The organism is Lysobacter sp. CA196 (genome assembly GCF_052078695.1).
Taxonomy (GTDB): Bacteria; Pseudomonadota; Gammaproteobacteria; order Xanthomonadales; family Xanthomonadaceae; genus Lysobacter.
The window spans coordinates 91,231-114,429 of sequence record NZ_JBQJIN010000007.1 but is presented as its reverse complement, the minus strand read 5'-3'; the positions used below and the strand labels follow the sequence as shown (position 1 = coordinate 114,429).

Genomic DNA, 23,199 nt, shown 5'->3' with positions numbered 1-23,199 from the left:
GCTGCGGGGGCTTTGGCTGCGGGAGCGTTGCCTGCAGGAACATTGCCTGCAGGCGCGTTCCCTGCAGAACCGGCGGGCTGGGCCAGCGCGGCGGGCGGAGTGGCGATATCGGTGGCCAAGGGATTCTCCCGTCCGGCGATCGCCTCGGCCAGCTGGTACACCGCCATCGCGTAATGCTTGGAGATGTTGTAGCGGGTGATCGCGTAGAAATTGCGGAAACCGAGCCAATATTCGGGACCGTTGACGCCGTCGAGGTTCAGCAGCGTCGCGGTCTCGGTCGGCGCCACCGTGCTCAGCGGACGGTAGCCGCGCGCGGCCAGGTCGCTGAGCGAATACACCGGGTCCATGCTTTCGGGTGCGAAGTCCTGCGCGGTCGCGTCGCGATTGGCGCGCACCGTCACCGGGCCGCCGCGCACCCAGCCGCCCTTCTTGACGAAGTAGTTGGCGACCGAGAAGAACACGTCGTCGAGATCGGTGAACAGATTGCGCTTGCCGTCGGCATTGCCGTCGACCGCGAACTCGCGATAGCTCGACGGCATGAACTGGCCCCAGCCCATCGCCCCGGCGTAGCTGCCGGTCAGGGTGGTGACGTCGATCTGCTCTTCCTTGCCGAGCGCGAACAACTGCGCCAGCTCGCCGCGGAAGAAGGCCTCGCGGCGGTTCTCGCGATCGGCCTTGGCCGGGTCGCCGCTGCGCGGATAGGCGAACGCCAGGGTGTAGAGCGCGTCGACCACCGAGTACTTGCCGGTGTTTTTGCCGAAGCTGGTTTCCACGCCGATGATCGAGACGATGATCTCGGCCGGCACGCCGGTCGCGGCTTCGACCCGCGCCAGTTGCGCACGATGCTCGCCCAGGAAGGCCTGGCCGCCGTCGATGCGGGCCTGGGTGATGAAGATCGGGCGATAGTCCCGCCACGGCTTGGCCTCGGCCGGGCGCGACATCGCCGCGACGATGCCCTCGCGGATCTGCGCCTTGGCCAGCACCGATTCGATATAGACCGGATCGACGCCGTAGCGGCTGGCGGTATCGCGCACGAACTCGGCGCGCGCCTGCTCCAGCGGCATCGGCTTGACCGGGTCGGGCAGCGCGGGCGTGCCGACGACGGGCGTCGGCGCGGCGACCGGGGCCGCCGGTTTCGGCGCCGGGGCGGCCGCAAGGGTAGACGTGGGGATCGGCGGCGTCTGCGTGGCGCAGGCAGCCAGGGCGATCGTGAGTGCGCAAAACAAGGCGCGACGGGCAATTTGGCGTCGGGTCATCGCGGCGAGGTTAGCACGCGAAAGCGGGGCAAAAAACCTTGGGTTTGCGGGACTTAACCGATTTTATTCATGTCAGGTTGTCGAATCGGAGGCGGCGGCGCGAGGCGGCGGCGACGCCCGCATCGTCATGCTCAACATGAACAGCGCTCCTCGCAACCGCCGTCGCAAGCCGAGCCGGTCGCTCACCCCGCCCCGTCCGAGCAGGGCGTTGCCGATGGTGAGGTGCAGCGCCGGTTGCGGCTCGCGCGCCAGACCGAGTTCCTCGCGCAGATCGAGCAACGCGGGGCAACGCACCGGGCACCAGACATAGCCCTGGGCCTGCTGTGCATCGGGGTCGTAATCGAACGCCAACCTCGCGCCGTCGAGGCGTTTCCAGGCCACCGGCTTCGGTGGCGTCTCGCCGCGGACGACCGAGATATGCGTCCCCCACAACGGCGCCTGCAGGCTGCGCGTGCGGCGATGGCCGATCCAGAACTGGTGGCGCAGATAGCGGCCGAGTTCGAGATCGCCCTCCACGATCAGCCACCACAAGGTGCTGCCGCCGTCGCGGCGGGTGTGGCCGCCGCGGCCCAGCGGCGGGCCGTAGCGCAGAGTGCCGGTGGAAGGGAGCCAGATCGACGACATGCAGAAGTCCGCGGAGACCGCATCAAGTTCGCCCGATTCCGCCCGGCGATCAACCGCCTTGCAATGCCGCTCCACGACAAGACGGTTTGCACGACTGGTACGGCACTGAACAAGCTTCGGCTACGCCGTGGCCCGCTCGCCGCCGACAGCGGTCTTGATCATCATCCCGCCGAGTTCCTTGAGCAACTTCGCCGCCACCAACGCGGTGAGATTGGAGATGTCGCAGGTCGGGTTGTACTCGACGATGTCGCCGGCCACGATCGGTTGCCGGATGCCGTGCAGCAGATCGATCACCTGCCGCGGCGAGGCCCCGCCCGGCTCGCGGTGCGACACGCCCGGCGCATAGGCCGGGTCCAGCCCGTCCAGGTCGATCGACACGTAGACCGGCGTGTCCAGGTCCAGGCGCAGGCCGTCGCGCCAGTCCGCCGCTTCGATCACCTCCACGCCGAAACGCTTGAATTGCGCGCGATGCTCGTCGTTGATGGTGCGCAGCCCGATCTGGATCAGCCGGTCCGCCAGGCCTTCTTCCATGATCCGCGCGAACGGCGAGGCATGCGAACGCGGGTTGCCCTGATAGGCGTCGTACAGATCCGCATGCGCATCGATGTGCACGATGGTCAATCGCGGCTGCCGACGCCGCACCGCACGCAGGATCGGATGGGTGATGGCGTGATCGCCGCCCAGGCACAACAGCGGACCACCGCCGGCCAGCGCGGCGTCGACGCCCTGCTCGATCACCTCCCAGGCATCGGCATCGCCGTCGAAACGCAGATCGCCACGGTCGATCAGCCGGCCGGCCTCGCCGAAATCGATGCCGGTTTCGCTGCGGATGCTGTAGGCATCGCAATGCAGCTCGCGGCGGATCAGCGGCGGCGCCAAGGCCGTGCCTTTCAGATACGAGGAGTTGTCGTCGTTGGGAATGCCGAGCAGCGAAAGCGCGATCATGTCGGTGTACTCGCGATAGGAAGACGGAACGGCCCGTCGCGATGCGCGGCGGCCGGATGCGATGAAGAGGGGGCCCGAAGCGGCGGCCTCAGCCGTCGAGCACTTCGTAGGCCAGCGCGCGCGCCGGGGCGCCGCCGTTGGCCGCCGATGCCGGGCATGAGGACAACGCGATCGCCAGATCCATTTCCGCGCGCAACACGATCGAGTCGCCGGCGCGCGAGCGCGGCGGCACGACGCGCAGGCGCCCGTCGGCCTCGATTTCGACGTTCATGAACACATTGAACGGCGTCGGCAACGGCTCCGGCGCCAACCCGAGCGAACGCAAGGCCGCGCACAGATTGTCGTGGCAATTGCGATGATCGCCGACCGCTCCGTATTGCATGCGGTACATCGGTGCGCTGCAGGCCGCGTACAGAAAATCGTGGCGGCCGACATCGTCCTCGACGATGCTCAGCATCGGCCGGCTCAGGTCCGACCACAGCACCGCGCCGGCCGACAACCGCAGGCTGCCGCCGTAATCGAAGCTGCGCCCGTTCGACAGGCGCTCGCTGCCGTCCGCGGAGTACGCGACCAGATCGCCGCTCTGCCCGCCTTCGCTGTCGACGATACGTAGGGCTTGGCCGCGCTTCAGGCGCAGGCCGACGCCGCTCGCCGCCGCGATCCGTTGCCGTTCGATCATGCCGCGCCTCCGCCGACCGGCCCCGCCGATCGCTGACGCGACGTTAGCCCGGGCATTTGCGCAGGTCCACTTCGCAAAACTCAAGATAGTTGTTAGATTTTCTTTATGTTCGACCTGACCCGACTGCGCCTGCTGCGCGAGCTCGCCCACCGCGGGACCATGACCGCGGTCGCGCAGGCCTGCGGCATGACGTCCTCGGCGGTGTCGCAGCAACTGGCGACCTTGGAACGGGAAGCGCGGGTCGCCTTGTTCGAACCGATCGGCCGACGCGTGCAACTGACCGCCGAAGGCGAGCGGCTGGCCGCCCATGCCGAGCTGATCCTGCAAGCGGTCGAAGCGGCCGCTCTGGACCTGCGCGGCGCCGACCAGCGCCCGCAAGGCGAATTGCAGGTCGCCTGCTTCGCCAGCTACGCCAAGCGCCACCTGTTGCCGGCGATCGTGCGCGCCCGCGAACGCTACCCGGACCTGCGCGTGGTGGTGCGCGAACTCGAATCGCCCGACGCGATCGCAGCGGTGCGCGACGGCCGCTGTCACCTCGCCCTGACCTTCGCCTACAACCTGGTGCCGCGGCCCGACCTCGCCGGCCTGAGCGCGCATGCACTGTTGGAAGAACCGGTGCTGCTGGCGCTGCCGCCGCACTGGCGACGCAGCCGCGGCCCGGTCGCGCTGCAACGGCTGGCGCAGGAAGATTGGATCGTCGGCTCGCGCCAGAGCGACGATGGCCTGCTCGCCGAACGCGCCTGCGCCGCAGCAGGCTTCGCCCCGCGAATCAGCCACACCGTCGACGACTACGACTTGATGCTGCGGATGGTCGCCGCGGGCCTGGGGATCGGCTTCGTCCCGCAACTGGGCCTGGATTTCCCCAGCGCCGACGCGGTGGCGGTGCGCACCGCCGCCGGCGCACCGCTCAGCCGGAAAATCCAGGCATTGACCCGCCCGACCTTGACCGCGACGCCGAGCGTGCGCGCGTTGCTGGCGGAGCTCGCGGCTGGGGCGACGGCGAGCGCTTGAAGGCTGTGCGCCGCAGATCGCTCAGGCACGTACGCGTCCCGAAAACGATCGACTGCCGGCATCAACCACGATTGAAGAACGAGGCCTGCAGGAAGCGCATTCCCGCCAACACTTGAGCCACGCGTTCCTCCGACAGGGCTCCGATGCGTTCGCCCAACCGCGCCTTGTAAATCGACGACACCTGCGAAACGATCACCACGCTCTGCTTGAGCAGACCGCCTTCGCCGAGTTCGAGCAATACGTTGCCGGGCTCGCTGATACGACCGATATTGGAGCTCAAGGCGCACACGACGACGGTGCTGATTCGCGAGTGATTGAACAGATCGTCTTGCACCACCAGATGCGGATGCGCGACACCCGGCACGGAGCCTCGGGACGGGTCCGGCGGCACCCAGAACAGGTCTCCGCGGTTCACGGTCCCGCGAAAAACGCTGCGGCAGGCCTGCTCTTCTCTATCCATCGGATGCATCGCTCGGCATGCCTGCGGTTCGCTTCTCGCTCGTCAGCGGGTCGGGCCGAGAAACAGACCAGCCCAGTTTCCGCCCGATCAGGCAGATCACCTGGACTGCCTGACGAAACGCCAGCCAAGCATGCCGGTGCAAACCGAGAATACGACGAAAAGCCAGAACGCTATCTTCCCGTTGCTCAGGCGCGCTCGATGGGCCGCGTTCGGCTGCACGATCGCGCGCTCGTTGACGGTGAGGGCCCAGACCTCGGAGGGATCGGCCGGCGAAAAGCCGACCGTTGCCGTATTGCCTGGTTTGAGCAGGCTGCGCGCGAGCGTGGTCTCCGGCAGGATGCTCGGATAGTCGAATTCTCGCCCGGCAACGAAGAACTCGACACCATAGCGGCGCACTTCCGCACTGGAAATCACGCCCGTCAAATACTCGAAGTGCGTCGGCATCGGCTCCAGCGACGCTCGCCAGCCGCACAACGCAGCCAGCGATACCGCGACGCCTAGGGCAACGTGATACCAGGCAGTCCGCTCCGCCTTGCTGCGGAATGCCGATTTGCCAGTCCTGATGATCATCGAACTTGCCGACTTAACGAGCTCGACAGTCTAGCCGCTTCGCTATCGAACCTGCGTCATGCGAGGCGGGCAGCCATCGATCCTATCCCCAGCCAATCGCCAAACGCCCGCCGCACTGCCCCATGCATCCGCCATCGCTGCACGCACCGTCGTTGAAGATCCGGGCAGCGCAGGGCGCCATCTGACGGAGACTGGCCGCCCAGCTACTTCAACGACCGAAACTGCCCTAGACTTTGGACTGGCAGCCACATCGTTCAGCTGCCGCGTGTTCGAGCCAAGACCTGCCGCTACCCACCGAGGAAGCAAGCGCATGATTGATGGCAACCGACTCGTCGATCTGCTCGGACACTCCTCCGCCCAGGCCAGCCTGGCCAGGTACCTCACCGATGCCGGCATGATCGAGCGGCCGCAAGGCCCGGACGTCGTTCAGTACCTCGATTTCGACGACCTCGGTCTGGCCTTGATCTTCACCGTGGCCGACGTCTACCGCGAGGAGATCGGAGAACCGCGCGACGATGGGCACTGGATCCTCAGCGGCATCCATTTCTACAACCGGCATCAGAACGGCCAGAACGACAAGTTCGCCGGGGTATTGCCGTACGAACTGAGCTTCGACTTCAATCGGGCCCGGACCGTTTCCGTCCTGGGCACGCCGATCGTCGACGAAGAAGACGACGGCTACGTCATGAACACCTTCAGGGCCGACAACGAGATCGTCGTCACCACCTCAACCGCCGTCGCTCACGGCGAGGCGCTCTGGTTCAAGGTCGAGAAGATCGACAAATTCCACAGGGTACGAGGCGACGTTTGATGGCCCAGGCATCCCAGGCTTTGGCAATCGCCCGGGAAAATTCAGAAAACAGTGTCCGATCCTGCCATGAACTCGCGTTCCGCCTGTTAGGCCCTCCCTCGGCCTCAGGAGCTTCGAATGGCAACGGTACCGAAGAAAGTCGCTGAACGACTCGTCGCCGGACTCAAGCGTTATCAACCGATATTGGCGGCCGCTCGGGCGCGCGATGTCGGGGAGGCCGATACGGTAACGATCATCAAGGACATGCTGGCCGACGTTTTCGGATACGACAAATATTCGGACGTGACGTCGGAGCATTCGATCCGCGGTACGTTCTGCGACCTTGCGATCAAGATCGACAATCAGCTTCAGACCTTGATCGAGGTCAAGGCCATCGGCCTCGACTTGAAAGATCAACACGTCAAACAAGCCATCGACTACGCCGCGAACCAGGGCGTTGATTGGGTGTTGCTCACCAACGGCATTACCTGGCGCGTCTACCGGCTTACGTTCTCCAAGCCGATCGATCAGGAGCTCGTCCTGGAAATCGACTTCTGCGCACTGAATCCGCGGACCGAGCGGGATATAGAACTGCTGCATCTTTGGTGCAAGGAGGGCTGGCAACGTTCGGTGCTAGGCGAGTACCACACGCAGCGCCAAGCGCTGTCCCGTTTCTTCGTGGGTGCGATGCTCCAGGCCGACAGCGTTCTCGACGTGATACGGCGCGAGTTGCGCCGGCTGTCGCCGGACGTGCGCATCGACTCGGAACAGATCAAGGCGGTGTTGGTCAACGAAGTCATCAAGCGGGAGGTCCTCGAAGGCGAGAAAGCCGACGAAGCCCGGAAGAAGATAGCGAAAGCGGCGAAAACAGCGCTCCGCGCAACTCCCGCCAAACCGGCAAAGATCAACCAGACCATCGAAAACAGCGATGTCGCGATCAGCGAGTGATCACCGCCGTACAAGGATGATTCGGGAAGGCCTCACCTTCTCGACACGCCGCCTCGGAATCGTCCAAGGCGGTGGTACGGCAGCGGAACACCACGATTCGCGCGACCGTCCCCGGCCATCCTTAGTCGAACTCACCGCCCGCCATGCACCGGCCGGTGCGCGCGCACCGCCATCACCACGCCGAGGCCGGCGAGCAGGGAGACCGCCGAGGTGCCGCCGTAGCTCAGCAGCGGCATCGGCACGCCGACCACCGGCAGCAGGCCGGAGATCATGCCGCCGTTGACGATGACGTAGACGAAGAAGGCCAAACCCAAGGCACCTGCAATCAATCGCGAATAGCCGTCGCGGGCGTCGGCGGCGATCCACAGGCAGCGGCCGACCACGAACAGGTACAGGGCCAGCACCACGATCACGCCGGCCCAGCCGAACTCTTCGCTGAGCACGGCGAAAATGAAGTCGGTGGTGTGTTCGGGCAGGTAGTTGAGGTGCGACTGCGAACCTTGCAGCCAGCCCTTGCCGGTCATGCCGCCGGCGCCGATCGCGATCTTCGACTGGATGATGTTCCAGCCGGTGCCGAGCGGGTCGGTTTCGGGGTTGAGGAAGGTCAGGATGCGGTCTTTCTGGTACGGCCGCAGCAGCCAGAACCAGGCCACCGGCGCGGTCGCCGCGACGGCGCCGAACGCGGCGCCGAACCACCACCACGGCAGGCCGGCCAGGTACAGGGCGAAGGCGCCGCTGATGCCGACCAGCATCGCGGTGCCGAAGTCGGGCTGGAGCAGGATCAGCGCGGTCGGCGCGCCGATCAACACCGCGGCGACCAGCACGGTCTTGAGCTTCGGCGGCAGCGCTTCGCGGTTGAGATACCACGCCACCATCATCGGCAGGCTCAGCTTGAGCAACTCGGCCGGCTGGAAATAGAACACCTTGAGGTCGATCCAGTGCCGGCCATGCTTGCCGGTGCCGACCACCAACACCAGCAGCAGGGGAATCATCGACAGCGCATAGACCGACGGCGTCCAGTTGCGCAGTTGCGACGGCGGCATGCGCGACAGGCCCCACATCGCCAGCAGGCCGACGCCGAAGCGCGAACCCTGCGCGATCACCATGCGCATGGAGTGTTCGCCGGCGCTGTACAGCACCGCCAGGCCGATCGCCATCAGCGCCAGCAAGGCGGCCAACATCATCAGGTCGAGCGTGCGGGTGAAGCGCTGCAGCAGGTCCCACAGGTAACGCAGGATCACTCTCATCGCCGCGGCTCCGCCGCCGGCGCGACCGTCGGCGCCGGCTCGGGTGCGATGGGCGCGTCCTCGGGCTCGCCGGAGGCGTCGTCGGCCGCGTCCGGCGCAGCCTCGGCCGGCGCAGCGGCGTCCGGCAGATGCGGGCGCAGCAGCGGCCGGCGTTCCAACGCCTGCGGCGCGCGGCCCGGTTGTGCGGCGACCACGGCGTTCGCCGCGGCCACGCTTTCGGCCCAGGCGCCGTTGACCGCGACCGGCACGATCCTGGGCTCGCTTTCGGCCGCGGCGGCTTGCTCGGCCTGCGCCTTGGCGTCGGCGGCGGCCAGCTTCGGCACCGCCGGCGGGTCGTTCTTGCCCGGCAGGGGCTCGGGCATCTTGCCGAGCAGCCAGGCATCGAAGATCTTGCGCGCGATCGGCGCGGCGGTGCTGCCGCCGTAGCCGCCGTGCTCGACCACCACCGCCACCGCGATGGTCGGGTTTTCGGCCGGCGCATAGCCGACGAACAAGGCCTGATGGCGCAGGTGCAGCGGCAGCGAATGCGGGTTCATGCTGACGTTGCCCTTGCGGCTGATCTTCTGCGCGGTGCCGGTCTTGCCGGCCATGCGGTACGGCGCGCCGCGCTCCATCACCCGCGCGGTGCCGCGCGAGCCGTGGATGGTCGAGATCATGCCTTCCTGCACCGCACGCAGGTGCGCGGGGTTGTCGGTGATCAGGGTCGGCGCGGCGACTTGCTTGGGCAACCACGGCGCTTCGTAGCCGATGCGGCTTTCGCGCACCAGGTGCAGTTGCTGCAGGTGGCCGCCGTTGGCGATCGCGGCGGTGCCGCGCGCGAGCTGCAGCGCGGTCACCACCCAATAGCCCTGGCCGATGCCGGCGATGACGGTCTCGCCCGGGTACCAGCCTTCCTTGCTGCGCTTGGCCTTCCACTGCGGCGACGGCAGGATGCCGATGTTCTCGCCGGCCAGGTCGATGCCGGTCTTCTGACCGAAGCCGTAGCGCGTCATGTACTGGTCGAAACGGGCGATGCCCATCTCCAGCGCGAGCTTGTAGTAGTAGGTGTTGACCGACTGGGCGATCGACTCGCGCACGTCGACCCAACCGTGGCCGCCGCCGTGCGAATCGCGGTAGCCGCGCTTCTGCCCGGGGATGTGGAACTCGCCGGTCGACAAGGTGCGGTCTTCGGGGCGGCGCAGGCCGCTGTCGAGGCCGGCCAAGGCGACGAAGGGCTTCATGGTCGAGCCCGGCGGGCCGCCGCCGAGCACGTTGCGGTTGAACTGCGGCCGTGACGGATTGCTCGACAGCGCCTTGTAATCGGCGGTGGAAATGCCGTTGACGAACAGATTGGTGTCGTAGCTCGGCAGGCTGACCATCGCCAGCACTTCGCCGGTGCGCGGGTCGACCGCGACCGCCGAACCGTCCATGTCGCCGAACGCGGTGATCATGGCCTGCTGCAGGTCCATGTCGATGCTCAGGCGCAGGTCGGCGCCGGGCTTGGCCGGGACATAACCGACCTGGCGGATCGGTCGGCCGTCGACGTTGGTCTCGATCTGCTCGTAGCCGATCTGGCCGCGCAATTGCTCGTCGTAGAACCGCTCCAGGCCGGTCTTGCCGGTGTGGGTCAGCACGCCGGCGTTCTGGCCCATCGCCTCCTCGTCCTTGGTGTCGATGCGCCCGACGTAACCGATCACGTGCGCGAACAGCGCGCCGTAGGGATAGCGGCGGTTGAGGTAGGACACCAGCTCGACGCCGGGGAAGCGCCAGCGATCGACCGCGAACGCGGCGACCTCTTCGTCGCTGACCCGCAGCTTCAGCACGATCGGCTTGAAGCCGCGGGTGGCCTTGCGCTCGCTCTCGAACCGGGCGATCTCCTCGGGCGTCAGCGCCACCACCTGGGCCAGCTGCGGCAGCCAATCCTTGCTGTCGCCGGCTTCGCTGGGGGTGACCTCGATGCGGAACGCCGGCACGTTGTCGGCGAGGATGCGGCCCTGGCGGTCGTAGATCAGCCCGCGTCCCGGCACCACCGGGCGCAGCTTGACCCGGTTGGCCTCCGAGCGCATGGCGTAGTCGTCGTGCTGCCAGACCTGCAGGCGGAAGTACCAGAAGCCCAGGCCGATCACCCCGAGCAGGACGAAGGCGAAGGCGATCGCGGCGCGGGCGCGGAACTGGTCCGCCTCGGCCGCGGCGTTCTTGAGCACGCGTTTCTTGATCGGGCTGCGGCGCGGGCCCATCAACGTCTCCGCCAACTGCCCAGGCGCAGGGCGTCGAGCAGCAGGAAGATCAGCGGCCACAGCAGCATGCCGGTCAACGGCGACAGCCAGAAGGCCGTCGGCAGCGCCGGCTCGCGCAGCACCACGTGGATCGCCGAGGTGACGATGCGGTCGTTGAGCATCAGGCCGCCGACCGCGAGCGCTTGCTGCGACAGCGGGAAGAACCGCAACCGGGCGCGGAAGCGCTGCAGGATGAAGGCCATGACCACCAGGCGCAGGGCCTGTTCGCCGAGCAGGCCGTCCGAGACCAGGTCGCCGGCCAGACCGACCAGGAAGGCGAAGCCGAGGCCGACCCGGTCTGGGTCTTCGATCACCCAATAGGCCAGGACCAGGCCGAGCCAGTACGGCCGCAGCGGCAGCAGCAGTTGCGGCAAGGGCAGCAGGCTCAGCGCCAGCGCCGCGATCAGGCTGACCGGCAGCACCCAGTGGTGGCGGGCGCGGGTCATCGATCGTCTCCGGCGGCAGGCGTGGACGGGGTGCTGGACGGCGGCGCGCGGCCGCTGGCGGCGGCCGGGGCACGCGTGGCGGGCCTCTGCGTGGGCGCGCGGGCCGCCGACGCCGGCGGGGTATTGGCGTTACGGGGCGCGCCATTGCTGCCGGCGGGAGTTTTCGCAGCGTTGCCGGCATTCGGCGGCGGCGTGCCGGCGGAGGCGGCAGCGGCAGCGGCGGTAGCGGATGCCGTGCCGGTCGCCGGCATCGCCGGCTGGGTATCGAATTGGCTGGCGTCGGCCGGCGGAGGCGGCAACGACAACAGCACCAGCACTTCGCGGCCGCGGTCGAGCTGCGCGGCCGGGCGCACCTCGCCGACCAGGAAGGCGCGGCTGTCGTCGGGGCGCAGCGCGGTGATGGTGCCGACCGGGAAGCCCGAGGGGAAACGCCCGCCCAGGCCCGAGGTCACCAGTACGTCGCCGACCCGGACGTCGCTCGACAGCGGCACGCTGCGCAGGGTCAGGCTGTCGCTGCGGCCTTCGCCGTAGACGACCAGGCGCACGCCGTTGCGCGCCACAGCCACCGGCACCGCATGCGAGGCGTCGGTGATCAGCAGCACGCTGGCGTGCAACGGGGTGATGCCGGTGATCTGGCCCAGCAGGCCGCCGGCGTCGATCACGCTCTGGCCGACCCGCACCCGCTCGCGACTGCCGGCGTCGAGCACCAGCCGTTGCCGGGTGGGGTCGAGGTCGATATCGAGGATCGGCGCTAGTACCACATCCAGGTTGCCGCGCTCGGCCGCTTCGAGCAGGCCGCGCAGGCGCTGGTTGTCGGCCGCGACCGACTGCAGCCGCGCCATCCGGGCCTGGTTGACCAGGGCTTCGTTGCGCAGGCGCCGGTTTTCGTCGGTGAGCTGGCTCATGGTGCCGGCGTCGTCGCTGACGCGCTCGACCAGCCGCCCGGGCCATCCGGCGACCGCCCACAACGGCGCGACGAACAGCGCGGTCTGCTTGCGCGCCTGGTTGAGCCAACCGCCGCGGTGATCGAGCACGATCAGGACCAGCGCCAGAGCCAGGTACGCCAGCAGGCGCAGCGTGTCGGCGACTTCGCCGCTACGGGCTACGGTGGGTGGACCGGCGTATGGAGGCATTGGCGGCCGGGACTCGGGGCTCGGGACTCAGGACTCGGAAGTGCGGCTGCCGCGATCGGCCGCTACGCATACCGAGCGTTCAATGGCAGCCATCGCAGACAAACCAACCAACGGGAGAGGCAACGAGTCAGCGGGCCTTGCGAATCCCGAGCCCCGAACCCCAAGTCCCGGCTTCACTCGGGCGCGAAGAACTCGTTGCCGTGCATGTCGACCAGCTCCAGGGCGCGGCCGCCACCACGGGCGACGCAAGTCAGCGGATCGTCGGCAACCTGCACGTGCAAGCCGGTTTCCTCGCTGATCAGACGGTCCAGGTCGCGCAGCAGGGCGCCGCCGCCGGTCAGGACGATGCCGCGCTCGGCGACGTCGGCGCACAGTTCCGGCGGGGTCTGCTCCAGCGCCAGGCGGATCGCCGAGACGATGCCGGCCAGCGGCTCGCGCAGCGCTTCCAGCACTTCGTTGGAGTTGATCTTGATCATCTTCGGCACGCCCTCGGCGAGGTTGCGGCCGGAGACCTCGATGGTGGCGGCGCGTTCCTGCGGGTAGGCGCAGCCGATCTCGAGCTTGATGCGCTCGGCGGTGGCTTCGCCGATCAGGGTGCCGTAGGTGCGGCGCACGTAGTTGATGATCGACTCGTCGAAGCGGTCGCCGCCGATGCGGACCGACGCCGAGTAGACGATGCCGTTGAGCGCGATCACCGCCACTTCGGTGGTGCCGCCGCCGACGTCGACCACCATCGAACCGCGCGCCTCGGTCACCGGCATGCCGGCGCCGATCGCCGCAGCCATCGGTTCCTCGATCAGGTAAACCTCGCGGGCGCCGGCCTCTTCGGCCGATTCCTTGATCGCGCGGCGCTCGACCTGGGTCGAGCCGCAGGGCACGCAGACCAGCACGCGCGGGCTCGGGCGCAGGAAGCGCGACTTGTGCACTTTGCGGATGAAATGCTTGAGCATTTCCTCGGTGTAGGTGAAGTCGGCGATGACGCCGTCCTTCATCGGCCGGATCGTGGTGATGTGCCCCGGGGTGCGGCCGAGCATCTGCTTGGCCTCGCCGCCGACCGCCGCCACCGTCCGATTTCCGCCGATCAGCCGGTCCTGGCGCACTGCGACCACGGACGGCTCGTTCAGGACAATCCCTTGCCCGCGCACATAAATAAGTGTGTTGGCCGTGCCCAGGTCGATGGACAGGTCATTGGAGAACATGCCGCGAAACTTCTTGAACATCGGGGGATTGGGCCGTCAAAAGTAGGGGCGGAGTGGGGGCATTAGCCTAGCAACCGCCCCCCCTGCGAGCAAGGAAAATCAACGGTTTCGAGCGAACTGGGCCGTTCAGGAGCGGCGGTGGATACCCTGGGGATAACCCTGGGTCGGGGTGCCGGTGGACCCTGCCGACCACCCCGGACCGACCCGGTCGAGACCCGCCCGGGCCCCGTCCGACCCTCGACCCGGTCACCGATCGAGTGGGCTGCACGCCCCCGCAAAGCACATTGGGAACTGGCCGCGCGAAGCCTCAGCCGCTACCCTACGCCGCCGGCCGGTGATGGACCGCCGCGCTTTTCTATTTCTTATTGGGGTGAACATGTCTGCGCTGATCTGCGGCTCACTGGCTTACGACACCATCATGGTGTTTCCGGACCAGTTCAAGAACCACATCCTGCCGGACAAGGTTCATATCTTGAACGTGTCGTTCCTGGTGCCGCGCATGCGCCGCGAGTTCGGCGGTTGCGCGGGCAACATCGCCTACAACCTCAAGCTGCTCGGCGGCGATCCGATCCCGATGGCGACCGTCGGCCAGGACTTCGGTCCGTATCGCGAATGGTTCGTCGATCAGAAGATCCGCCTCGATCACGTCAAGGAAATCCCGGAGTTGTTCACGCCGCAGGCGTTCATCACCACCGACCACGACAACAACCAGATCACCGCCTTCCACCCCGGCGCGATGATGCGTTCCTACGAGAACCACGTGCGCGACGTGAAGGACGTGAGCTTCGGCATCGTCAGCCCCGACGGCCGCGAAGGCATGTTGCAGAACGCGACCGAATTCGCCGAAGCCAACATCCCCTTCATCTTCGATCCCGGCCAGGCGATGCCGTTGTTCAACGGCGAAGAACTGCGTCATTTCATCGAGCAGGCCGACTACGTCACCGTCAACGACTACGAGTCCAACCTGCTGCAGGAACGCACCGGCTGGAGCGAGAAAGACATCGTTTCCCGGGTCAAGGCCTACATCACCACCCGCGGCCCGCACGGCTCGCAGATCCACACGCCGGAAAAGAGCTACGACGTTCCGCCGGCGCACGAGCGCCGCGTGACCGACCCGACCGGCTGCGGCGACGCCTTCCGCGCCGGCCTGATCTTCGGCATCGAGAAGGGTTACGACTGGCTGACCATCGGCCGCATGAGCAACCTGATGGGCGCGCTGAAGGTCGAACACCCCGGCACCCAGAACCAGCGCTTCGACTACGACGAATTCGCCGAGCAGTTCCGCCAGCAGTTCGGGTATGCGCTTTAAGGGCTGGGACTCGGGACTCGGGACTCGGGACTCGGGATTCGGGATTCGGGATTCGGGATTCGGGATTCGGGATTCGGGATTCGGGATTCAAGAATTGTTGAGCGGTTCGCCGCGACCTGATCCAACCTAGCTGCATTCGACACGAAAAATCCCGGCCCAGGCCGGGATTTTTCGTTTCTGCGCCCATCCCCTCCGCACGCATCCCCGCTTGTGCAGGAGCGACGTAAGTCGCGACCCAAGATCGCCGCACACCCCACAGGGTAGGAGCGGCGCAAGCCGCGACACGCAGCCGCAGCAACGACGCCAATGCGATGTCGCAATCGCGACTCACCTCGCTCCTGCAAGGGCAGCGGCGCAAGCTCAAGCATCTCGTTCGATGCCCCTCCCCGGCTTGTGCAGGAGCGATGTAAGTCGCGACCCAAGATCGCCGCACACCCCACAGGGTAGGAGCGGCGCAAGCCGCGACACGCAGCCGCAGCAACGACGCCAATGCGATGTCGCAGTCGCGACTCACCTCGCTCCTGCAAGGGCAGCGGCGCAAGCTCAAGCATCTCGTTCGATGCCCCTCCCCGGCTTGTGCAGGAGCGACGTAAGTCGCGACCCAAGATCGCCGCACACCCCACAGGGTAGGAGCGGCGCAAGCCGCGACACGTAGCCGCAGCAACGACGCCATTGCGATGTCGCGGTCGCGACTTGCGTCGCTCCTACCCTCAGGGCGGCGGCGCGGGTTGGTTGCGCCAACGCTCGAACGCGATCTTGTCGCCGGCGTACACATTCAAATCCACCGGCCCGACGATACCCTCGACACGGGCGCGGTTGTGGTATTGCCACAATGCCCAGGCCGCACGCGTGTCGGGCGCGCGCAAGATCGAACGACGCCACAACGCACGTTGCGGCAGCGACTCACGATAAGCGTCGAAGAACTCCGGGGTGACGTACAACAACGCCGGCTTCGCATAGGCGCCTTCGACCGCGGCGAGAAAGGCGTCGAGTTCGACCCGCATCGTCGCGCCATCGGGCCGTGCGCCGCAGTTGCCGCCGAACTCCAGGTCGACCGCGGGCGGCAAGGCATCGGCCTCGACCGGCACGGCCGCGATGAAGTTGCGCGCCTGCTCGGCGCCGCTGCGGCAGAAGGTGAAGAAATGATAGGCACCCGTCGCGATCCCGGCCGCTCGCGCCGCGCGCCAGTTCGTCGCGAACAAACGGTCGCGATGGTCGCCGCCCTCGCTGGCTTTGAGGTAGGCGAATGCGACGTCGTCGCGCGCCATCGCCGTCCAATCGATCGCGCCCTGATGATGCGACACGTCGATGCCGCGCAAGGGATAACGCCCGCGGTCCGGCTGCCAATGCAGAAAGCCCCACCACGCCAGTGCGATCACGGCAGCGGCGAGCAATGCCAAAACCCACAACCAGACGAGCAGTTTCTTGAGACGCCTCATGCGGGTGCTTGCGATCGGACCACTGACTACTTCCAGCCCGGCAACTTGTCCTGCTTCAATCCGCCCACATCGAAGCTCGCCGTGCGGGTGCCGCCGGCCTTGACCGGGAATTCGATGGTCAGCTCCTTGGCCTGGCCGACGCCGCGCCACAGGGCGCGCTCGTCTTCGACGAACATGGCGATGGCTTCGTCAGTCTTGGGCCGGCTGCCGGCCATGGTCTTGACCTTGCCGTCGAAGCCGATCTTGAGCTTGCAGCCACCGTAGCAGTTGAAGTCGCCGACCTGCAGCACGAGGTAACTGCTGCGGCCCCAATCCGGGTGGTCGCGGAAAATCAGTTGCACCGGACGCGGCGTCTTGCCGTCGGTCTCGACATTGGCGCGGGCGTAGATCGAGGCCGACAACTGCGTGCCGGCCTTGCCCTTCGCGGTCTTGACCGGCGTGCTCATGTACGACCACAGCGATTCGACGCGGCGCTGCTCGCGCACTTCCTTGGCCTTGGCTTGCGCCTCTTCGTACAACGGTCGTACGCGGTCGGCGGTCGGCGTGCCCGGGTATTTCGAGGTCACGATCTCGCCGTGGGCCGCGGCCATTTCCCAGTTCTTCTGCCCGTAGGCGGTATCGAATTCCTTCGCGGCGGTGGCGGCGGCCTGTTCCTGCTGCGCGGCCTTGGCCGCTTCGGCGATCTTCGGATCGGGCTGTTTGCAGGCGGCCAGCGCGATCGCGGCGGCGAGGAGAATGGTGGCGTTGCGAAGCGTCATCGCGGCGTTCCCTTGGCTATCAGTTGATCCACGGCCTCGGCGACGGCGTCGGGCTGTTCCATCACCGACATGTGGCCGCAACCGTCCAGCAATACCCGCTGCCCCTGCGGCAACTTCGCCGCGAACAGCTCCAGGGCGCTGGCATCGATGACCGCGTCCTGCCGGCACCATAGCAGCAGCGCGGGCTGGCGAATGCCGGTGGCTTCGTCGCCGGGCAGGAAGCGTTCGTCGCCGCGGCCGATCTTGTCGAGCACGGATTGCTCGAACGCCGCGTCGCGTTTGCGCCGCTCGATGTAGATGCCGTCGGCCGGCCACGGAATGATCGGCTTGGCCCGTTCGTCGTAGAACAGGATGCCGAGGTAATGCTTGAGGCTGGCGGCATCGCTGACCGCGAACGGGTTCTTGCCTTCGAGCACTTCGCGGCCGAAGACGTTGTCCTTGAAGCGCACGCCGGCCGAATTGAACAGGGCCACGCGATCGACGTCCGCGGGGTGGCGCGCGGCGGTCAGCGCAACGATAGCGCCGCCCATCGAATGACCGAGCAACACCACCGGGCTGCCCGGTTTGCGCGCGACCTGCTCGATGAAACGGGCGACGCGCTCGTTCTGAGCGACGAAGCCATAGTCGGCGCCGCGCTTGCGTTCGCTTTCGCCCCACCCCGGCAGGTCCGGAACGAATAGGCGATAACGGCCACGCAGGCGCTGCGCGAGCGGATACCAGTTTTCCTTGCTGCCGGTGAAGCCGTGCACCATCACCACGGTCGGCGCGTCCGCCGGCGCTTCGTCGTTATAGGCGTAGACCCAGCGGTGATCGTCGATCTGCGCGGCGTTGCGACCCAGCCCGGCGACGATGCGCTGGCGCGCGTAATCGCCGAGCACTACGCGATAGGGGTCGCGCCACAGCCAGAACAACAGCGCGCACAGCAAGACGGCCGCCACCAGGGCGACCGTCTTGAGCATGCGACGCAGGATCATGCGCTCGCGCTTACTTCGCCGCGGCCTGCGGCGCGGACTTGGCCTTGGCGATCACCGCGTCGACCGAAGCGGTCGTGATCGGGTGATAACCGGGCTTGGCCTTGGCGAAGGTGTCCTCGGCCAGTTTCAGGCCTCCGGGCGTTTTCACCAGCTCGCCGTAGGTCGGCATGATCAGCTTGCGACGGCCGATCTTCTGCAGGAACGCGGCGATCGCCGCATCGGCCTGGCGATAGCCGCTGCGCACCGCGAGCGGATACCAGCGCTGGGCGATCTCGCCGTTCGGGGTGCCGGTGAAGTGGTAGGCGGCATCGAGCGCGCTGAGCTGTTCGACCTTGAGCGTTTCCGGCATGCCCTCGATGAAGTGCACCCATTCCTGCGTGCTCCACTTCGCGGTCAGCGCCTTGTCCGGCAAGGTGCCGGCCTCGGTCCAGGCCTTGCGCGCGGCGTCGACCGCGTCGAAGCGCGGCGACTGCGTGGCCGGCGCCGACTTCGGGATGCCCGGGCCGTAGATCCATTCCTCCAGCTCGGCTTCGCTGACCTTGCCCGGATGCTTGGCGAGCAGGTTGGCCTTGGCGTATTCGACGAACTTGCTGGTCGGAATGCTCTGGAACGCGAAATGGTCGAAGTAACCGCGCAGGAAGGGATCGAACGCTTCGCGGCCGTAGCGCTGTTCGAGGAACTGCAGGAACCAGGCGCCCTTGGTGTAGACGGTGGCGCTGCTGGCCTCGTCCGGGTCCTTCAGCGTGCCCGGCTTCAGCGCCAACGCCTGCAGCTTGGGATCGATGGTCTTGAACTCGGCGGCGAGCTCGTTGCGGCCGATCACGTTCTCCATGTCGGAACGCTCTTTGCCGTACAGCGCCTCGACGATGCGGTTCTCGACGTAGCTGGTGAAGCCTTCGTTGAGCCAGCCGTCCTTGCTGCTGGAGAAGGTCACCAGGTTGCCCGACCAGCTGTGCGCGAGCTCATGCGCGACCAGCGACACCAGCGACTTGTCGCCGACGATCACGGTCGGGGTGGCGAAGGTCAGGCGCGGGTTCTCCATGCCGCCGTACGGGAACGACGGCGGCAGCACCAGGATGTCGTAGCGCTCCCAACGGTAGGGGCCGTACAACTGCTCGGTGGTCTCCATCATCTTTTCGGTGTCGGCGAACTCGGTCGCCGCCTTCTTCACCATCGCCGGCTCGGCCCAGACGCCGGCGCGGTTGGAGATCGGCTGGAACACCAGGTCGCCGGCCGCGATCGCGAGCAGGTACGACGGAATCTTCTGCGGCATCTTGAAGCTGTAGTCGCCGTCGCGCGGGGCTTTGGGATCGTTGTCGGCGCTCATCAGCACCATCGCGTCCTTCGGCCCGGTGACGTGGGCGGTGTAGGTGAAGCGCACGCTCGGCGTGTCCTGCAACGGCACCCACGAACGCGCGTGGATTTGCTGCGACTGGCTGAACATGAAGGGCGTCTTCTTGCCCTCGGTCATCGACGGTTCGAGCCACTGCAGGCCCGATGCGTTCGGCGAGGTGACATAGCTGACGCGCACGCGCTTGCTGCGTTCCGGCACCTCGATGGTGAGCTTGCTGCCGAGGGTCTTGTCGGCATCGGCCAGGGCGAACTTGAGGTCGACCCACTTGCCGTCGCTGCGCTCGCCGACGACTTTTTCGATCTTCAGCTCGCGGCTGTCGAGCACCAACTGGGTGGCCTTGGGATCGGTCCAGTCGAGGGTGTAGGTGGCGCTGCCGGTCAGGGTCTTGCTGGCGAAGTCGACCGCCAGCTGCAAGGCCAGATCGTCGATGCGGACCAGATCGGGCTGGGCGTAGGAGTGCTCGTCGCGGTCGGCCGCGGCAGCGGTGTCGTTCACTTTGGCCTCCGGCGTCGTCGCGGGCGGGGTGGAGTCGGCAGCGGGGGTCGCGGCATCGCGCGAGCAGCCGGCGGCGGCGGTCAGGGCCGCGACAAGGCAAACGGTCAGGATCGAAGAACGCATGAAAGGTCCACGGACGACGGGTCGAGCGCCCGAGTTTAGCGCCTCGCCCGCGGCCCGGCATGGTGCACCGCATCGCCGCCCTTGGCGGTTGGCGGCGCCTCGGCCGGTGGCAGCGGCGCAACGCTGCTTTCCGCGACCGGCCGCACGCAACGATGCTTCCCACCGCGGCCGTAGGCGCGCGCGGGGCCGCCTGCCACGATCGACGCCATACCCTCCTCTTCTTCAAGGAACACCGACATGACGCTTCTCGCAGGCAAAATAGCCCTGGTCACCGGCGGCAGCCGCGGCATCGGCGCGGCGATCGCCCGCCGCCTGGCCGCCGACGGCGCCGACGTCGTGCTGACTTACGCACGCGCGGCCGAACAGGCCCAGGCGGTCGTCGCCGACATCCAGGCCGGTGGCCGCCGCGCCCTCGCCATCGCTGCCGACAGCGCCGACCCGCAGGCGGTGACCGCCGCAGTCGAACGCACGGTCGCCGAATTCGGCCGTCTCGACATCGTCGTCAACAACGCCGGCGTGTTCGCCTACGGCCCGTTCGAGGACGAAAGCGCCGAGTCCTACGAGCGGGTCATGGCGATCCACGTGCGTGCGCCGTTCGTGGCCGCGCAGGCCGCCTCCAGGCACCTGCCGCGCGGCGGCCGCATCATCACCATCGGCAGTTGCCTGGGCGAACGAGTCGGCGCGCCGAACATGACCCTGTACTCGATGAGCAAGGCCGCGGTGATCGGCATGAGCAAGGGCCTGGCGCAGGACCTCGGCAAACGCGGCATCACCGTCAACGTGGTCCAGCCGGGCCCGGTCGATACCGACATGAACCCGGCCGACGGCGAAGGCGCCGACGCGCAGCGCGCCGGCCTGCCGCTCGGCGAATACGGCCGTCCCGAGGACGTCGCCGCGACCGTCGCCCACCTCGCCGGCCCCGGCGGCAACTTCATCACCGGCACGGCGATTTCGGTGGATGGCGGGTTTTCGGCTTGAGTGCGAACACGCTCAGCCGTCATCTCCGCGAAGGTGGGTGAATGGATGCGTTTGCGAGCCACTGGCTCGCGCATCCCTGAACGCCAGGGCGCCATGCGCCCTGGCCGGGCCGCAGAGACTTCAGCGCCATGCATCCATAAAACCCGGTAGCCGAAGCGCCAACGAAAACGCCGGGAGTTTCGTCCCGGCGTTTTTTGTTATTCACGCTGCGCCGAACGCCTCGCCTCAGACCTTGTAGCCGGTGTGGATCGCGCAGATGCCGGCGCTGAGGTTCTTGTAGTCGACGCGGGCGAAGCCGGCTTCGACCATCATCTGTTTGAGCTCGTCCTGCGGCGGGTGCTTGCGGATGCTCTCGGCCAGATAGCGATAGCTCTCGCTGTCGTTGGCGAACAGCTTGCCGAGCTTCGGCAGCACGTTGAACGAGTGGAAGTCGTAGATCGGCTTGAACCAGTCGGCCTTCACTTCCGAGAACTCGAGCACGCGCGCCTGGCCGCCGACCTTGAGCACGCGCAGCATCTCGCGCAGCGCGGCGTCCTTGTCGGTGACGTTGCGCAGGCCGAAGGCGATGGTGACCAGGTCGAAGCTCGCGTCCGGGAACGGCAGCGACTCGGCGTTGCACTGCACGTACTCGAAACCGGAGATACGGCCCTGGTCGGTCATGCGGTCGCGGCCGACCCGCAGCATCTCGCGATTGATGTCGCCCAGCACGATGGTGCCGCTGTCGCCGACGCGGTCGCGCAGCAACGCGGCGATATCGCCGGTGCCGCCGGCCAGGTCGAGCACGCGGTCGCCGCGGCGGACCTGCGCGGTCGCGGTGAAATAGCGCTTCCAGACCCGGTGGATGCCCAGGCTCATCAGGTCGTTCATCAGGTCGTAGCTGCCGGCGACCGAGGAAAACACTTCGCCGACCAGCTTGCGCTTCTCGCCCTTGGGGACGTCGCGGAAACCGAAGTGGGTGGTGTCGGGCTTGGGGGTCTGTTCGCTCATGCCGGGATTATCGCATGCCCGCCGGCCGGGCTTGGTTGCGCAACCGGGCTGCGCGGTGACGTCGGCCGGGCCGCCAAGGCCCACCCAGCCCCGCTATCGGCCAACTCGGGCCAGCCTCGCCCGCGCCGTGCCAAGCGCCGTCGGGCTCTGCCAGAATCCGGCCATGAGCCCCCTGTTGAGCTGGCACGCCAAACCCTTCCGCGAACTGAGCGCCGACGAGCTCTACGAGCTGCTGCGCCTGCGTTCGGAGGTGTTCGTGATCGAACAGAATTGCGTCTACCTCGATCCCGACGGCAAGGACCGCGACCCCGATGCGATCCACCTGCTCGGCCGCGCGCCCGATGGCGCGCTGGCGGCTTATCTGCGCATCCTGCCGGCCGGGCTGAGCTATCCGCAGGTCAGCTTCGGCCGCGTCCTCACCGCTCCGGCGCACCGCGGCCAGGGCCATGGCGGGCCGATGATCGAGGCCGCGCTGATCGAGATCGAACGGCGCTGGCCCGGCGCCGACGTGCAGATCGGCGCGCAGGCGCATCTGCAGGGCTATTACGGCCGCTACGGCTTCGAGCCCTCGTCCGAGCCCTACGTCGAAGACGGCATCCCGCACATCGACCTGCTGCGGCGCGGGCACCGTTAAGACCCTGCAACGCGGGACGAATCGCAGGCTGCGACTCGACCGGGCCGCGCCGCCGCGCCAGACTGGACGCCATCGAACCGGAGCCTTCCATGATCGCCACGCCCGACTACCGCGCCCTGCTCAAGACCGCCGTCGCCGAAGCCCGCCAGGGCCTCGCCGAGGGCGGCATCCCGATCGGCGCCGCGCTGTATCACAACGACGGCCGCCTGCTCGGCTGCGGCCACAACCGCCGCATCCAGGAGAACGACCCCTCGGTGCACGGCGAAACCGACGCCTTCCGCAAGGCCGGCCGCCAACGCCGTTACCGCGACACCATCATGGTCACCACCCTGGCGCCGTGCTGGTACTGCAGCGGCCTGGTGCGCCAATTCAATATCGGCACCGTCGTGGTCGGCGAGTCGGTCAACTTCAGCGGCGGCGTCGACTGGCTGCGCGAGAACGGCGTCAACGTGATCGACCTGGCCGACCCGGAATGCATCGAGATGCTCGGCGGCTACATCGCCGCGCATCCGGACGCATGGAACGAAGACATCGGCGAGGACTGAGTCGCGCGCAACGTGTGCGGCCGCTCGCGTTGCCGCACAC

At 67.3% G+C, this 23,199-nt stretch carries 23 protein-coding genes and 1 pseudogene; 7 read left to right on the top strand and 17 right to left on the bottom strand.

Going from position 1 to position 23,199, the window contains the following annotated elements; translation table 11 throughout:
* Positions 1-113: 113 nt before the first annotated feature.
* The 4 genes and pseudogenes from mltB to ACTOWK_RS09010 form a co-directional block, all read right to left on the bottom strand.
* Positions 114-1,241, bottom strand: a pseudogene (gene mltB, locus ACTOWK_RS09025) (lytic murein transglycosylase B); the annotation flags it as partial.
* Positions 1,242-1,328: 87 nt separating this feature from the next.
* The gene (locus tag ACTOWK_RS09020; RefSeq protein WP_441329840.1) at positions 1,329-1,880 is read right to left on the bottom strand and encodes a hypothetical protein; all 552 of its coding nucleotides are present in this window, start codon (positions 1,878-1,880) and stop codon (positions 1,329-1,331) included.
* Between the two features lie 120 nt (positions 1,881-2,000).
* Positions 2,001-2,825 (bottom strand): agmatinase, encoded by an 825-nt coding sequence (speB, locus tag ACTOWK_RS09015; protein ID WP_441329839.1) that lies wholly within the window; start codon positions 2,823-2,825, stop codon positions 2,001-2,003.
* 88 nt (positions 2,826-2,913) lie between these two features.
* Entirely contained in the window at positions 2,914-3,504 is a 591-nt protein-coding gene (locus ACTOWK_RS09010) for a DUF1989 domain-containing protein (RefSeq protein WP_441329838.1), read from the bottom strand.
* 105 nt (positions 3,505-3,609) lie between these two features.
* Here ACTOWK_RS09010 and ACTOWK_RS09005 point away from each other — a divergent pair, with 105 nt between their 5' ends.
* On the top strand, positions 3,610-4,515 hold the full coding sequence (locus ACTOWK_RS09005; protein ID WP_441329837.1) for a LysR family transcriptional regulator: 906 nt from the start codon (positions 3,610-3,612) through the stop codon (positions 4,513-4,515).
* A 61-nt stretch (positions 4,516-4,576) separates the two neighbouring features.
* Here ACTOWK_RS09005 and ACTOWK_RS09000 read toward each other — a convergent pair whose 3' ends face one another.
* Together ACTOWK_RS09000 and ACTOWK_RS08995 are read right to left on the bottom strand one after the other, a co-directional pair.
* On the bottom strand, positions 4,577-4,984 hold the full coding sequence (locus tag ACTOWK_RS09000; RefSeq protein WP_441329836.1) for a type II toxin-antitoxin system PemK/MazF family toxin: 408 nt from the start codon (positions 4,982-4,984) through the stop codon (positions 4,577-4,579).
* 87 nt (positions 4,985-5,071) lie between these two features.
* Positions 5,072-5,545, bottom strand: a complete 474-nt coding sequence (locus ACTOWK_RS08995; protein ID WP_441329835.1) for a hypothetical protein — start codon at positions 5,543-5,545, stop codon at positions 5,072-5,074.
* A 310-nt stretch (positions 5,546-5,855) separates the two neighbouring features.
* On the opposite strand from ACTOWK_RS08995, the gene ACTOWK_RS08990 reads away from it, so the two are divergent.
* Both ACTOWK_RS08990 and ACTOWK_RS08985 read left to right on the top strand, forming a co-directional pair.
* A complete protein-coding gene (locus ACTOWK_RS08990; protein WP_441329834.1) occupies positions 5,856-6,356 on the top strand; it encodes a hypothetical protein in 501 nt (166 codons plus the stop codon).
* Positions 6,357-6,473: 117 nt separating this feature from the next.
* Positions 6,474-7,283, top strand: coding sequence for a type I restriction enzyme HsdR N-terminal domain-containing protein (locus ACTOWK_RS08985; RefSeq protein ID WP_441329833.1), 810 nt, complete (start codon positions 6,474-6,476; stop codon positions 7,281-7,283).
* A gap of 131 nt (positions 7,284-7,414) precedes the next feature.
* Here ACTOWK_RS08985 and rodA read toward each other — a convergent pair whose 3' ends face one another.
* The 5 genes from rodA to ACTOWK_RS08960 form a co-directional block, all read right to left on the bottom strand.
* Positions 7,415-8,530 (bottom strand): rod shape-determining protein RodA, encoded by a 1,116-nt coding sequence (gene rodA, locus ACTOWK_RS08980; protein ID WP_441329832.1) that lies wholly within the window; start codon positions 8,528-8,530, stop codon positions 7,415-7,417.
* Entirely contained in the window at positions 8,527-10,746 is a 2,220-nt protein-coding gene (gene mrdA, locus ACTOWK_RS08975) for a penicillin-binding protein 2 (protein WP_441329831.1), read from the bottom strand. The genes rodA and mrdA overlap by 4 nt, the downstream gene beginning before the upstream one ends.
* The gene (mreD, locus tag ACTOWK_RS08970) at positions 10,746-11,231 is read right to left on the bottom strand and encodes a rod shape-determining protein MreD (RefSeq protein WP_441329830.1); all 486 of its coding nucleotides are present in this window, start codon (positions 11,229-11,231) and stop codon (positions 10,746-10,748) included. Before mreD ends, mrdA begins: the two co-directional genes overlap by 1 nt.
* A complete protein-coding gene (gene mreC / locus ACTOWK_RS08965) occupies positions 11,228-12,364 on the bottom strand; it encodes a rod shape-determining protein MreC (protein ID WP_441329829.1) in 1,137 nt (378 codons plus the stop codon). The genes mreD and mreC overlap by 4 nt, the downstream gene beginning before the upstream one ends.
* Positions 12,365-12,537: 173 nt before the next feature.
* Entirely contained in the window at positions 12,538-13,584 is a 1,047-nt protein-coding gene (locus ACTOWK_RS08960) for a rod shape-determining protein (protein WP_441329828.1), read from the bottom strand.
* 355 nt (positions 13,585-13,939) lie between these two features.
* Here ACTOWK_RS08960 and ACTOWK_RS08955 point away from each other — a divergent pair, with 355 nt between their 5' ends.
* Complete coding sequence (locus ACTOWK_RS08955; RefSeq protein ID WP_441329827.1) at positions 13,940-14,872, top strand: carbohydrate kinase family protein; 933 nt, start codon at positions 13,940-13,942, stop codon at positions 14,870-14,872.
* Between the two features lie 710 nt (positions 14,873-15,582).
* On the opposite strand, the gene ACTOWK_RS08950 is transcribed toward ACTOWK_RS08955, so the two are convergent.
* From ACTOWK_RS08950 to ACTOWK_RS08930, 5 genes are read right to left on the bottom strand one after another with little or no spacing between them, the layout of a single operon-like run.
* Complete coding sequence (locus tag ACTOWK_RS08950; RefSeq protein WP_441329826.1) at positions 15,583-16,311, bottom strand: glycoside hydrolase family 25 protein; 729 nt, start codon at positions 16,309-16,311, stop codon at positions 15,583-15,585.
* A 26-nt stretch (positions 16,312-16,337) separates the two neighbouring features.
* Positions 16,338-17,069 carry a hypothetical protein gene (locus ACTOWK_RS08945; RefSeq protein WP_441329825.1) on the bottom strand — a complete coding sequence of 244 codons (732 nt, stop codon included), beginning with the start codon at positions 17,067-17,069 and terminating at the stop codon, positions 16,338-16,340.
* Complete coding sequence (locus ACTOWK_RS08940) at positions 17,066-18,043, bottom strand: alpha/beta fold hydrolase (protein WP_441329824.1); 978 nt, start codon at positions 18,041-18,043, stop codon at positions 17,066-17,068. The genes ACTOWK_RS08945 and ACTOWK_RS08940 overlap by 4 nt, the downstream gene beginning before the upstream one ends.
* A gap of 10 nt (positions 18,044-18,053) precedes the next feature.
* Positions 18,054-20,015: a M1 family metallopeptidase gene (locus ACTOWK_RS08935; RefSeq protein WP_441329823.1), complete on the bottom strand. Its 1,962-nt coding sequence runs from the start codon at positions 20,013-20,015 to the stop codon at positions 18,054-18,056.
* Between the two features lie 35 nt (positions 20,016-20,050).
* Complete coding sequence (locus ACTOWK_RS08930) at positions 20,051-20,254, bottom strand: hypothetical protein (RefSeq protein ID WP_441329822.1); 204 nt, start codon at positions 20,252-20,254, stop codon at positions 20,051-20,053.
* Here ACTOWK_RS08930 and ACTOWK_RS08925 point away from each other — a divergent pair.
* Positions 20,253-20,993 carry an SDR family NAD(P)-dependent oxidoreductase gene (locus tag ACTOWK_RS08925; RefSeq protein WP_441329821.1) on the top strand — a complete coding sequence of 247 codons (741 nt, stop codon included), beginning with the start codon at positions 20,253-20,255 and terminating at the stop codon, positions 20,991-20,993. The two genes, ACTOWK_RS08930 and ACTOWK_RS08925, sit on opposite strands and share 2 nt — an antisense overlap.
* Before the next feature lie 225 nt (positions 20,994-21,218).
* On the opposite strand, the gene ubiE is transcribed toward ACTOWK_RS08925, so the two are convergent.
* Positions 21,219-21,980 (bottom strand): bifunctional demethylmenaquinone methyltransferase/2-methoxy-6-polyprenyl-1,4-benzoquinol methylase UbiE, encoded by a 762-nt coding sequence (gene ubiE, locus ACTOWK_RS08920; RefSeq protein WP_057916687.1) that lies wholly within the window; start codon positions 21,978-21,980, stop codon positions 21,219-21,221.
* Between the two features lie 163 nt (positions 21,981-22,143).
* Here ubiE and ACTOWK_RS08915 point away from each other — a divergent pair, with 163 nt between their 5' ends.
* Both ACTOWK_RS08915 and ACTOWK_RS08910 read left to right on the top strand, forming a co-directional pair.
* Positions 22,144-22,614 carry a GNAT family N-acetyltransferase gene (locus tag ACTOWK_RS08915; protein ID WP_441329820.1) on the top strand — a complete coding sequence of 157 codons (471 nt, stop codon included), beginning with the start codon at positions 22,144-22,146 and terminating at the stop codon, positions 22,612-22,614.
* 89 nt (positions 22,615-22,703) lie between these two features.
* A complete protein-coding gene (locus ACTOWK_RS08910) occupies positions 22,704-23,159 on the top strand; it encodes a nucleoside deaminase (RefSeq protein ID WP_441329819.1) in 456 nt (151 codons plus the stop codon).
* Positions 23,160-23,199: the final 40 nt, after the last annotated feature.

Excerpts from the sequence above, each read along its gene's own strand:
- ACTOWK_RS08950 (WP_441329826.1), bottom strand. The coding sequence starts at position 16,311 with ATGAGGCGTCTCAAGAAACTGCTCGTCTGGTTGTGGGTTTTGGCATTG.
- mreC (WP_441329829.1), bottom strand. The coding sequence starts at position 12,364 with ATGCCTCCATACGCCGGTCCACCCACCGTAGCCCGTAGCGGCGAAGTC.
- ACTOWK_RS08915 (WP_441329820.1), top strand. The coding sequence starts at position 22,144 with ATGAGCCCCCTGTTGAGCTGGCACGCCAAACCCTTCCGCGAACTGAGC.
- ACTOWK_RS08955 (WP_441329827.1), top strand. The coding sequence starts at position 13,940 with ATGTCTGCGCTGATCTGCGGCTCACTGGCTTACGACACCATCATGGTG.
- ACTOWK_RS08910 (WP_441329819.1), top strand. The coding sequence starts at position 22,704 with ATGATCGCCACGCCCGACTACCGCGCCCTGCTCAAGACCGCCGTCGCC.
- ACTOWK_RS09020 (WP_441329840.1), bottom strand. The coding sequence starts at position 1,880 with ATGTCGTCGATCTGGCTCCCTTCCACCGGCACTCTGCGCTACGGCCCG.
- ACTOWK_RS09010 (WP_441329838.1), bottom strand. The coding sequence starts at position 3,504 with ATGATCGAACGGCAACGGATCGCGGCGGCGAGCGGCGTCGGCCTGCGC.
- ACTOWK_RS08935 (WP_441329823.1), bottom strand. The coding sequence starts at position 20,015 with ATGCGTTCTTCGATCCTGACCGTTTGCCTTGTCGCGGCCCTGACCGCC.
- ACTOWK_RS08945 (WP_441329825.1), bottom strand. The coding sequence starts at position 17,069 with ATGACGCTTCGCAACGCCACCATTCTCCTCGCCGCCGCGATCGCGCTG.
- ACTOWK_RS08990 (WP_441329834.1), top strand. The coding sequence starts at position 5,856 with ATGATTGATGGCAACCGACTCGTCGATCTGCTCGGACACTCCTCCGCC.
- mrdA (WP_441329831.1), bottom strand. The coding sequence starts at position 10,746 with ATGGGCCCGCGCCGCAGCCCGATCAAGAAACGCGTGCTCAAGAACGCC.
- ACTOWK_RS08985 (WP_441329833.1), top strand. The coding sequence starts at position 6,474 with ATGGCAACGGTACCGAAGAAAGTCGCTGAACGACTCGTCGCCGGACTC.
- speB (WP_441329839.1), bottom strand. The coding sequence starts at position 2,825 with ATGATCGCGCTTTCGCTGCTCGGCATTCCCAACGACGACAACTCCTCG.
- ACTOWK_RS09000 (WP_441329836.1), bottom strand. The coding sequence starts at position 4,984 with ATGCATCCGATGGATAGAGAAGAGCAGGCCTGCCGCAGCGTTTTTCGC.
- ACTOWK_RS09005 (WP_441329837.1), top strand. The coding sequence starts at position 3,610 with ATGTTCGACCTGACCCGACTGCGCCTGCTGCGCGAGCTCGCCCACCGC.
- mreD (WP_441329830.1), bottom strand. The coding sequence starts at position 11,231 with ATGACCCGCGCCCGCCACCACTGGGTGCTGCCGGTCAGCCTGATCGCG.
- ACTOWK_RS08925 (WP_441329821.1), top strand. The coding sequence starts at position 20,253 with ATGACGCTTCTCGCAGGCAAAATAGCCCTGGTCACCGGCGGCAGCCGC.
- rodA (WP_441329832.1), bottom strand. The coding sequence starts at position 8,530 with ATGAGAGTGATCCTGCGTTACCTGTGGGACCTGCTGCAGCGCTTCACC.
- ACTOWK_RS08960 (WP_441329828.1), bottom strand. The coding sequence starts at position 13,584 with ATGTTCAAGAAGTTTCGCGGCATGTTCTCCAATGACCTGTCCATCGAC.
- ACTOWK_RS08995 (WP_441329835.1), bottom strand. The coding sequence starts at position 5,545 with ATGATCATCAGGACTGGCAAATCGGCATTCCGCAGCAAGGCGGAGCGG.
- ACTOWK_RS08930 (WP_441329822.1), bottom strand. The coding sequence starts at position 20,254 with ATGTCGGTGTTCCTTGAAGAAGAGGAGGGTATGGCGTCGATCGTGGCA.
- ACTOWK_RS08940 (WP_441329824.1), bottom strand. The coding sequence starts at position 18,043 with ATGATCCTGCGTCGCATGCTCAAGACGGTCGCCCTGGTGGCGGCCGTC.
- ubiE (WP_057916687.1), bottom strand. The coding sequence starts at position 21,980 with ATGAGCGAACAGACCCCCAAGCCCGACACCACCCACTTCGGTTTCCGC.